This window comes from Tahibacter sp., from assembly GCF_035481375.1.
Lineage (GTDB): Bacteria > Pseudomonadota > Gammaproteobacteria > Xanthomonadales > Rhodanobacteraceae > Tahibacter.
The window spans coordinates 1-10,738 of the sequence record NZ_DATIGT010000114.1; the positions used below are offsets into that span (position 1 = coordinate 1).

The 10,738-nt window shown below is 68.6% G+C and carries 6 protein-coding genes and 1 pseudogene; 4 read left to right on the forward strand and 3 right to left on the reverse strand.

Going from position 1 to position 10,738, the window contains the following annotated elements; all coding sequences use genetic code 11:
• The 3 genes and pseudogenes from ligA to epmA form a co-directional block, all read left to right on the forward strand.
• A partial coding sequence (gene ligA / locus VLF18_RS07160; protein WP_325278934.1) for an NAD-dependent DNA ligase LigA occupies window positions 1-1,954 on the forward strand: 1,954 nt, incomplete at its 5' end.
• Between the two features lie 17 nt (window positions 1,955-1,971).
• Window positions 1,972-2,253 (forward strand): annotated as a pseudogene (locus tag VLF18_RS07165) (endonuclease domain-containing protein); the annotation flags it as partial.
• Between the two features lie 180 nt (window positions 2,254-2,433).
• Window positions 2,434-3,396 (forward strand): EF-P lysine aminoacylase EpmA, encoded by a 963-nt coding sequence (gene epmA / locus VLF18_RS07170; protein WP_325278939.1) that lies wholly within the window; start codon window positions 2,434-2,436, stop codon window positions 3,394-3,396.
• Here epmA and VLF18_RS07175 read toward each other — a convergent pair.
• The 3 genes from VLF18_RS07175 to VLF18_RS07185 form a co-directional block, all read right to left on the reverse strand.
• Window positions 3,375-4,553, reverse strand: a complete 1,179-nt coding sequence (locus tag VLF18_RS07175) for an MFS transporter (protein ID WP_325278935.1) — start codon at window positions 4,551-4,553, stop codon at window positions 3,375-3,377. The two genes, epmA and VLF18_RS07175, sit on opposite strands and share 22 nt — an antisense overlap.
• A gap of 125 nt (window positions 4,554-4,678) precedes the next feature.
• A complete protein-coding gene (locus VLF18_RS07180; RefSeq protein WP_325278936.1) occupies window positions 4,679-5,905 on the reverse strand; it encodes a DUF4785 domain-containing protein in 1,227 nt (408 codons plus the stop codon).
• 10 nt (window positions 5,906-5,915) lie between these two features.
• Window positions 5,916-6,773 carry a hypothetical protein gene (locus VLF18_RS07185; protein ID WP_325278937.1) on the reverse strand — a complete coding sequence of 286 codons (858 nt, stop codon included), beginning with the start codon at window positions 6,771-6,773 and terminating at the stop codon, window positions 5,916-5,918.
• A gap of 330 nt (window positions 6,774-7,103) precedes the next feature.
• Between VLF18_RS07185 and smc the strand changes: the two genes are divergently transcribed.
• Window positions 7,104-10,604 carry a chromosome segregation protein SMC gene (gene smc / locus VLF18_RS07190; RefSeq protein WP_325278938.1) on the forward strand — a complete coding sequence of 1,167 codons (3,501 nt, stop codon included), beginning with the start codon at window positions 7,104-7,106 and terminating at the stop codon, window positions 10,602-10,604.
• Window positions 10,605-10,738: the final 134 nt, after the last annotated feature.

The window sequence follows — 10,738 nt, forward strand, 5'->3', positions numbered from 1 at the left end:
CGCCGAGGTCGTGCACGAGATTCCGATGCTGTCGCTCGACAATGCGTTCGACGATGTGACGGCCGACGACGATGCCGGCCGCTTCGCCGCGATCGGCGACTTCGAGCGCCGCATCGAGACCAAGCTGGGCATTGCCGAGCCCGAGTTCTCGGTCGAACCCAAGCTCGACGGTCTGGCGATCAGTCTCGTCTACGAAAACGGCATATTCGTGCGCGGCGCGACGCGCGGCGACGGCACGAAAGGCGAGGACGTCACGGCGAACCTGCGCACGATCAAGACGATTCCGCTGCGCCTGCGCGGCAGCGGCTGGCCCGGGCGGCTCGACGTGCGCGGCGAGGTCTACATGCCGCGCGCGGCGTTCGACGCCTACAACGCACGGGCGCGCGAGAGCGGCGAGAAGACGCTCGCGAACCCGCGCAACGGCGCTGCCGGCAGCCTGCGCCAGAAGGATCCGCAGGAAACCGCGAAGCGGCCGCTCGCGTTCTATGCCTACGCCGTGCATCTGCCGGCCACGCCCGAGCAGAACCTCGGCGACCGCCACAGCGCGGCGCTCGCACAACTGCGCGAGTGGGGCTTTCCGGTTTCGCCCGAGGTCGACACGGCGCGCGGATTCGCCGGACTCGTCGCCTACTACCGCCGCATCGGCGAGCGACGCGACAGCCTGCCGTACGACATCGACGGCGTGGTCTACAAGCTCGACGACTATGCCGGACAGCGCCAGATGGGCTTCGTCTCGCGTGCGCCGCGCTGGGCCATCGCGCACAAGTTTCCGGCGCAGGAGCAGTCGACGGAACTGCTCGGCATCGACATCCAGATCGGCCGCACCGGCGCGGCAACGCCGGTCGCACGCCTCAAGCCCGTGCAGGTCGCCGGTGTCACCGTGAGCAACGTGACCCTGCACAACGCCGACCAGATCGCGCGCCTGGACGTGCGCATCGGCGATTGCGTCATCGTGCGCCGCGCCGGCGACGTGATTCCCGAGATCGTGAAAGTCGTGCTCGAACGCCGCCCGGCCGATGCGGCGCCCTGGCAGTTTCCGACGTTGTGCCCGGTCTGCGGCTCGGCGCTCGAGCGCGTACAGAAGCTCAAGAAGCAGACCAAGACCGAGACCGTCTACGAAGACAGCGTGGCCTGGGTCTGCAGCGGCGGCCTGTTCTGTCCGGCCCAGCGCAAGGAGGCACTTTTCCACTTTGCGGCGCGCCGCGCGATGGACATCGAAGGCCTCGGCGGCGAGATCATCGACGACATGGTCGAGCTGCCGTTCCTGCGCCGCGGGGACGCGACGCAGAGTCTGCGCAGTCCGGCCGAACTCTACGCGCTCGAACGCGACGACCTGACCGAACTGCGCAGGTTGTCGCAGGAGCGAAGCGGCAGCATTCCCGAAACGGTCAAGAAGGGCAAAGTCGCGACGCGCTGGGCCGAGAATCTTCTGGAGGCAATCGACAAGAGCCGCACGACGACGCTCGAACGTTTCCTGTTTGCGCTCGGCATCCGCGACGTCGGCGAGTCGACGGCCAAGGCGCTCGCGCGCTGGTTCGGCGGACTGGACGCGCTCATGGCCGCGTCAGTCGACGAACTGCGCGCGATCCCCGACGTCGGCCCCGTCGTCGCCGGTCACATCCATGCGTTCTTCGCCGAGGCGCACAACCGCGACGTCGTCGCCGCGCTGCGCGCGGCCGGCGTCCACTGGCCGGAGCACGCGCCGCAGCGCACCAGCGTCGGCGTGCTCGCCGGCAAGACCGTCGTCCTGACCGGTACGCTCGAAGCCATGAGCCGCGACGACGCCAAGGATCGCCTCGAAGCGCTCGGCGCCAAGGTCTCGGGCAGCGTCTCGAAGAAGACCGACTTCGTCGTCGCCGGGCCGGGTGCCGGTTCGAAACTGGAAAAAGCTGCGGAACTCGGCATCGAGGTCTGGGACGAGGCGCGGCTGCTGGCGTTTCTGGCGGAGCAGTAGTGGGTCGCGCTCAAACGATGCGGCGCAACCCGACCGACGCCGAACGGCGGATCTGGAGTCGCCTGCGCCATGCGCAGCTCGGCGTGAAGTTCCGGCGTCAGCATGAGATCGCCGGAGACTTCGTCGATTTCGTTTGCCTCGAGCGTCATCTGGTCGTCGAAGTCGACGGTGGTCGGCATGCCGTCGATATGGCGTATGACGAGAAACGCAGCCGGCTGCTCGAATCGCTCGGATTCCGCGTGCTCAGGTTCTGGAACAACGACGTTCTCGCTCGGACGGACGATGTCATCGCCACCGTCGCCACTGCGCTCGCCGAACCTTCTCCCCCTCACCCCAACCCTCTCCCCCCACAACGCCGGGGGAGAGGGAGCAGCGCGTCGGTCGAGTCGCGCGCGAGCGCCGAACATCTCCCTCTCCGCCAAGCCGCGCTTGGGGAAGAGCGTTGGGGAGAGGAGGAGAACGCGCAGCGTGCAGCGCCGGTGGAGTTTCGCGGACCTCACGGAGGTTCGCGCCTCCGCGCCGCACTCTACCGCCTGATCCGCGACTTCTTCTTCGCGCGCGACGTGCTCGAGGTCGAAACGCCGCTGCTGTCGCGGGCCGGCAATACCGATCCCAACATCGAGAGCTTCACGACGTCGTTCACCGGCCATCGCGACGCCGGGCCGCGCGAGCGGTGGCTGCGCACATCGCCGGAGTTTCCGTTGAAGCGGCTGCTCGCTGCAGGCATCGGCGACTGCTACGAACTCGGCCGTGTGTTCCGCAACGGCGAAGCGGGACGGCGGCACAATCCCGAATTCACGATGCTCGAGTGGTATCGCGTCGGCATGGATCATCGCGCGCTGATGGACGAGACCTGCGCCCTCGTCGATGCGGCGCTCGCGTTGCGCGGACGGCGGGCGCAGGTGCGGCGCAGCACTTACCGCGACCTGTTTTTCGACGAACTCGGCCTCGATCCGTTCGCGGCGAGCGAAGCGGAACTTGCCGCGCCGCTCGCCGAGTTCGGCATCGACCCGGCCGGCCTCGTGCGCGACGACTGGCTCGATCTCCTGATCACGCACCGGATCCAGCCGCGGTTCCGTGCGGACACGATCACGCTGATCCATGACTACCCGGCGAGCCAGTGCGCGCTCGCGAGGATCCGCCACGACGGCGGGCATCCGGTGGCGGAACGCTTCGAGCTGTATCTGGGCGCCTACGAACTCGCGAACGGGTATCACGAACTCAACGACCCGATCGAACAGCGCGCCCGCTTCGAACGCGACAACGCACGCCGGCGCGAGCGCGGCCTGCGCGAGGTGCCGCTCGACGAGAATCTGCTCGCGGTGCTCGGCGAGATGCCGGCCTGCGCCGGTGTCGCGCTCGGCATCGAGCGGCTGTTGATGTGCCTCGCGCCGACCGACGACATCCGCGAGGTTCTGGCCTACGCGTTCGCCGAGGCCTGATCCGGCGGCGGTGCGGGACGCACCCAGCGCCAGGCGATCAGTGCGGCGATCGCGGCGAAGCCGGCGGCAAGTTCGAACGCGAGCCTGCCGCCGCCGAAGCGCCAGGCCTGGCCCGCGACCAGCGCACCGAGCGCGCCGCCTATCCCCGAGGAAAAACCGTAGAACACGCCCTGGCCGTGCCCGGCCAGCGGCCCTGGAAAGTACTGCGCCATCAGCTGCATTGCCGCGGCGAAGAATGCGGCGAAGTTGATCGCATGCGTAAGCTGCGCCAGCGTCATGATCCAGGCCGACTCCGGAAACAGCGCTGTCGCGAGCCAGCGCAGCGCGGCGCTCGCGATCGCGACGAGCAGCACGGTCTGCGCCGGCACGCGCAGGAACAGCTTCGGCGACACGTAGAACACGAGCACCTCGACCGCGACGCCGATGACCCAGAACAGGCCGAGCACCGACGGCTTGTAGCCGTGCTGTTCGAGATACAGCGCGAAGAACGTGTACAGCGGGCCGAACGAGATCTGCACGAGCAGGCAGGCGACGAAGAACGCGAGGATTTCCGGACGCCGCAGCCGTTCGGAGAGACCCGCGCCGGCCGCTGCACGCGGATTGCGCTGGGCCGGGCCGTAGTCGTTCGCGAACGCCGAGGCCGTCGTGCCGGCGAGCAGCGGCAGCATCAGGAGCGGCAGCCAGGCCACGGCCAGATGATCGAGCAGGAAACCGAACAGGCCGACGACCGCGATGAAGCCGACCGAGCCCCAGAGCCGGATCGCGCCGTAGCGTTCGCTGACGCCGTGCAGATGCGACAGCGTGATCGCCTCGAACTGCGGCATTGTTGCGTTGTGGAAAAAGCAGAAAACGCACATCGCCGCAAACAGGCCGGCGAAGCCGAGCGGCAGCAGGAACGCGCAGAAACTCAGCAGACTCGCGGTGCAGCCGATGTACAGCCAGCGTATCGGCCGCGACGAGCGTCCGGCGAGCCAGTTCCAGCTGCTCGGCGACACGATGCGCGTCGCGTACCAGAGGCTCATCAGCACGCCGATCGCGGCCTCGCTCTGGCCGCGGTCCTTGAGGAACAGGCTCCAGTAGGGCGTGAAGCCGCCGAGCACGGCGTAGTAGGCGAAGTAGAAACTGGACAGGCGCAGCGCGGGCACGGCATGGGTCATGCGCGGTAGCGTGCCATAAGCGGGAATCGGGAACGCGCGAAACCCTCTGCCGATTGCTTCCGGCGAGAGGATTCCGTCGCTCAGTGCCTGCGATTCCCGATTCCGCGCTCCCGATTCCCGGCCTTTCAGCGAATCTCGACCGCCCGCTCGCGCCGCTCCACGAGACTCATGTCGGCCTGGTTCGTCAGCCGCAGATCGCGCAGTTCATACGGCGCCGCAAGCTTGCCCGCCGCCATCGACGCCGCGTCGAACGTCAGCGCGAGCCTGCCGCTGCCCGCGTCGAGCCACGCGGCCGACTGGGCGTAGGCGAGCGGTCGCCGCGTGCCGTCGGACGCCGTGCCGTAGAGCACGCCCGCGAGCTGGTAGCGGCTGCCGTTCGCGGCCTGCACGCCGATGTCGAGACTGAGTCCGCCGCCGCGCGCCGGATCGGCGACGGTGCGCACGTCGCCGGTCAGGCGCGCGGTCGGACGGCTCAGGGCGAACGCGGTCTTGGCGTCGCGCAGCACGGGGGTGCTGCGGTCGCCGCCGCTCGCGAAGGTATGCACCTCCCACAGTTCGAGGCCGCTCGCATGCGCGGCATCGGGCACGACGTCGGCCTGCCAGCTGCCGTCGGCCTGCGGCCGCAGATCGAAGGGCTGGCTGTGGCCGTCGGGCGCGGTCAGCACGCCTTTGGCCGAAGTGGCCCTGGCCCCGTCCAGCCGCGCGCTGATGCGCAGGCTCTGGCCCGCGAGGATCGTGTCGCGCGTCGTGCCGAGCGTGAGCACGGTGCTGCTGGCCGGTTCGAACACGTGGATCAGATAGCTGCCGCGCGCGGTCGGCGCGACGAGGCGCAGGTCGCCCTTGCCGACGGCCGTCGCGAGCTTCGCGATGACCGTGCCGTCGGGCACGTCCATGCCGGCGGCGCGCAGCGAGGTTTCGTCGGCGACGTTCTGCGTCGCCGCGCGGCCGGCGAGTTCGCGGGCGCCGTTGCGGATGACCAGATCGTCGACGGTCAGCCGGCTCGGGTTGTTGCCGTGCGGGCTGATGCGGATCAGCGCGGCATCGGCCGTGGTCGGCAGCGCGACGCCGCGCTGCAGTTGCGCTTCGCTCGCGTCGAGCCAGTATTCGCGGCTCTCGCGGACGAACGGAACGGGCCTGTCGTTCAGCGCGTCGGCCGCGTCGAGGGCCCAGGAAATGCGTGTCGGCATGCGATCGAGCGTGCGCGTCGCGGCGGCGTCCCTGCTCGCGACGAGCGCGGCGGGAACCTGGTCGCCGGCGGACGGCGAACTCAGGCGCAGGTCGGCGGCCTGGGCGAGCGACGCGACACCCAGGGCAATGCTTGCGGCCGGCGCCGCGGATTTCAGAATCGCCATGTGGTCGTCCTCAGATGTCGTCGCGCAGGATGCGATCCAGGCCGAAGCAGGCGCGCCGGCTCTGGTTGTGGGACAGCGGTTCGGAACCCGCCACGCGATCGATGTCGCGGAACCAGGTGCGGCCGGCGGCCTGCTGGCTCGTGCAGTTCAGGAAGCCGTCGGAGCAGCTCGCGAGCCAGTTCTGCGTGGTTTCGAGGCCAAGGTTGTACTGGTAGCCGCCGCACCAGCTGTCGCCGTCGAACGGCGAGGAGTCCACATCGGTGCCGACGACGTTCCAGAAACCCTTCGGCAGTGCCGGACGTCCGGCCGTGCCGAGCAGGTTGTTCTGGTTGTACTGCGCCATCCAGCTGACCTGCTGCATGCGTACGGCATCGTTCTTGTAGCCGAGCAGCCAGCCCAGTGCCTGCTCGAACACGTTGCCGGCCATGACCGCGTCGGCCAGCGGCGTGCCGGCGCTCGACGGCGCCAGCGCGTTGACCCAGCGGATCTTGCCGATGATGTTCGGATAGCGGCTGTCGTAGGTCGGGTTCGACAGGATCCAGCGCACGACGTTGCCGCCGTTGGAATGCGTGATGACGACGAGGTCGGTGATGCCGGCGTTGTTGATGAACGTGGTCAGCTGGCCGGCGACGCAGCCTGCGGCGCGGCTGTCCCACATGTACTGGCCGAGGTCGCAGTTGATCACGACGTATTTGGACTGATCGGGCAGACCTTGCCGGACCGAGTTGACGAATTCCGGCGTCCAGTAGTCGGCCAGCGCATTGGTCTGGGCGCCGGTGCCGTGAACGAAAGCCACGCCGGTGGCCGCGGCCGATGCCGCGGAAGCCGCTCCCAGTGTGAGCGAGAGCGCCAAAGCAAGACGAACCATTTTCCCTCCCGATGCGGCTCGGGTCAGGGTTTCCGAGCCGCGGTGAGGCTGCGGCCTGCCTGGTCGGGGCGAGCATCCGTGCTGCTGCCGGGCACAGCCGGAGCACGCTTCATTACAGGGGTCTTTCCGCCGTCCGCTGCCTCCCCGCAGCGGTCCGGCGGCGCGGCAAAGTAGCAATGTCCGCACAACAGTGTCAAACGTTCGTTTGAAGCCCGGGCTTCAAACGCCGGGCGTCCGAGGCGGCCCGCCACCGGGCCGCACCGTTCAGCGTCGGAAGTCGCGCCCGGGAGTCGGGCGGCTATACTGCGCGCCCGTCGTAGCGGTACTTCCATGCGCCTGACCACGATAAAACTGGCCGGATTCAAGTCGTTCGTCGATCCGACCACGTTGCACCTGCCCACCAACATGACCGGCATCGTCGGTCCGAACGGGTGCGGCAAGTCCAACATCATCGATGCGATCCGCTGGGTCATGGGCGAAAGCGCCGCGAGCCGCCTGCGCGGCGACTCGCTGACCGACGTCATCTTTTCCGGTTCGAGCGCGCGCAAGCCGGTCGGGCAGGCCTCGGTCGAACTCGTGTTCGACAATTCCGACGGCACCATCGTCGGCGAATACGCGCAGTTCAACGAAATCTCGGTCAAGCGCGTGGTCAGCCGCGACGGCCAGTCGCAGTACCTGCTCAACGGCACCCGCTGCCGCCGCCGCGACATCACCGACCTGTTCCTCGGCACCGGCCTCGGCGCGCGCAGCTATTCCATCATCGAGCAGGGCATGATTTCGCAGGTCGTCGAATCCGACCCGGAAGCGCTGCGCCACCATCTCGAGGAAGCCGCCGGCATCTCCAAGTACAAGGAGCGGCGCAAGGAAACCGAAAGCCGCATCAAGTCCACGCGCGAGAATCTCGATCGCGTGCGCGACGTGCGCGACGAAGTCGACAAGCAGCTCGAGCACCTGAACCGTCAGGCCAAGGCGGCCGCGCGTTGGCAGGAGCTGAAAGCCGAGCAGAAGCAGAAAGAAGCCGAGCTGCGCGCGCTGAACTACCGCGCGATCCGCGACGAGGTCGAAGGGCAGGGCAGCGCGCTGCGCCAGGCCGAGATCGAGATCGAAAAGTTCGTCGCCGACCAGCGCCAGATCGAGGCGCAGCTCGAAGCGAGCCGCGAGCGGCACCAGGTCGCGAGCGAACACCTGGGACTCGTGCAGGGCGAGGTGTACAAGGTCGGCGCCGACATCGCGCGGGTCGAGCAGCAGATCGCGCACAATCGCGAACTGCGCGAACGTCTCGACAAGAGCCGCGAGGAAACCGAGCGCGCGCACCGCGAACTCGCCGAGCACATCGACGGCGACCGCGCGCAGATCGAAACGCTGCGTGCCGCACTGGCCGACGGCGAGCCGCGGCTCGAAGCGCTGCGCGAGGTCGACGAACAGACCGGCGAGGTGCTGCGGGAGGCCGAGGCCAAGCTGTCGGAATGGCAGGGCGCCTGGGACGACTATTCCGGGTCGAGTTCCGAAGCCGCGCGCGCAGCCGAGGTCGAACGCACGCGCCTGGACTATCTCGACCGCCAGTGCCTCGACACCGCGCGCCGCCTCGAAGCGCTCGAGGCCGAAAAACGCGCGGCGGATCTCGGCGCGCTGAGCGCCGCGGCCGAGTCGCTCGGCGACGAACAGGAAACCCAGCGCGAGAAAGTCGAAACGCTGACGAGCCTCCTCGACGAGCGCAAGACCGCCTACGAGCGGCTGCTCGAAACCGAACGCGGCACGCAGTCCGGGCTCAGCGACACGCGCCAGCAGCTGCAGACGCTGCGCGGCCGGCTCGCGTCGCTCGAAGCGCTGCAGCATGCGGCGCTGGGTCAGGAAAAGGGCGCTGCGAGCCAGTGGCTGCAGCAGGCCGGTCTCGCCGATGCGAAGCGCCTCGGCGAATCGCTCGACGTCGATGCCGGCTGGGAAACCGCGGTCGAAAGCGTGCTGTCGGGACTGCTCGAAGGCGTCCTCGTCGATGCGCCGGGCGCATACATTGACGAAATCGCGCATCTGCGCGAGGCCGACATGGCGCTGATCGCCTCGGCCCACGGCGGCGACGCGGTCGACGGCACGCTGTCGGCGCACGTGCGCGGACCGGCGGCGGTCATCGCGCTGCTCGCGCAGGTGCGCACCGCTGCATCGACCGACGAGGCTCGCCGCATCGCCGGCACGCTTGCGGCCGGCGAATCGGTGATCACGCCGGGCGGCGAGTGGTTCGGCGCGGGCTACCTGCGCGTGCTGCGCCGCGGCGGCGCCCAGGCCGGCGTGCTCGCACGCGAACGCGAGATCCATGCGCTGCAGGGCCAGGTCGAGGCGCTCGACGAGCGCGCCCAGGAACTCGCCGAACAACTGGACGAATTGAAATCGGGCAAAGTGGAAAGCGAGCGCCTGCGCGACGACGCGCAGCGCGAGCTCTACATGGCGCACCGCCGGCTCGCCGAAATCGGCGGACAGCTGCAGAGCCACCGCGGCAAGGTCGAGACCGCGCAGGCGCGCCTGGACAAGGTCGACGCGGAACTGCAGCAGCTGACCGCGAAGCTCGACGAGGACCAGGCCCAGGTCAAGGAAGCGCGCGGACGCCTCGACGCCGCGGTGATCCGCATGGGCGACCTCGAACAGCGCCGCCAGGAACTCGACGGCCAGCGCCGCCGCACGCTGGAGCAGCGCGAGGAAGCGCGCATGAACGCGCGCGAGGCGCGCGACCAGGCGCATCAGCTCGCGTTGTCGATCGAATCCAAGCGCAGCGCGATCCAGTCGCTGGAACAGGCGCTCGGCCGCATGCAGGCGCAGATCGCGCAGCTCGATTCGCGGCGCCAGGAGATCGCGCAGCAGCTCGCCGCCGACGAAGATCCGCAGACCGAACTCGACGGCGAACGCCAGGCTTATCTGAACCAGCGGCTGCTCGTGGACCGCCAGCTCGTCGATGCGCGCCGCGCGCTCGAGGACTGCGACGCCGAGTTCCGCCGCCTCGACCAGGAGCGCCAGCGCGTCGAGCACGTGCTGACCCAGCGGCGCGAAGCGCTGTCGGAGAAGCGCCTGTCGGAGCACAGCCTCAAGATGCGCGCGGACAATCTCGCGCAGGCGATCAACGAGGCGGGGCTCGAACTCGACGCCGTGCTCGAAAGCCTGCCGGCGCATGCCGACATCGGCGACTGGGCGCAGAGCCTCAGCGAACTCGAAGGCAAGATCCGCCGCCTCGAACCGGTCAACCTCGCCGCGATCCAGGAATACGAGGAACAGTCGCAGCGCAAGACCTATCTCGATGCGCAGCTGACCGACCTCACGACGGCCATGGAAACGCTCGAGGGCGCGATCAAGAAGATCGACCGCGAGACGCGCCAGCGCTTCAAGGAAACCTTCGACAAGGTCAATTCGGGACTACAGGAACTGTTCCCGCGCCTGTTCGGCGGCGGTCACGCGTATCTCGAACTGACCGGCGACGATCTGCTCGACACCGGCGTGTCGATCATGGCGCGGCCGCCCGGCAAGCGCGTCACGTCGATCTCGCTGCTGTCGGGCGGCGAGAAGGCGCTGACCGCGGTCGCGCTCGTGTTCTCGATCTTCCGTCTGAACCCGGCGCCGTTCTGCCTGCTCGACGAAGTCGACGCGCCGCTCGACGAGGCGAACGTCGGCCGCTTCTCGAGCATGGTCAACGAAATGTCCGAGCACGTGCAGTTCCTGTTCGTGTCGCACAACAAGACGACGATGGAAGCGGCGCACCAGCTCTGCGGCGTGACCATGCGCGAGCCCGGCGTCTCGCGCCTCGTGCAGGTCGATCTTGCCGAGGCGTCCAAGCTCGTCGGCGCGGCCTGAAACCGGGAGTCAATGCATGGAACAGCAAGGACTGAGCGCCAACGAACTGCGGTTGATCCTGATCGTCGTCGGCGCGATCGTGCTCGCCGCGATCTATTTCCTCGGCTCGCCGCGCAAGCCGGGGCAGGGACGCC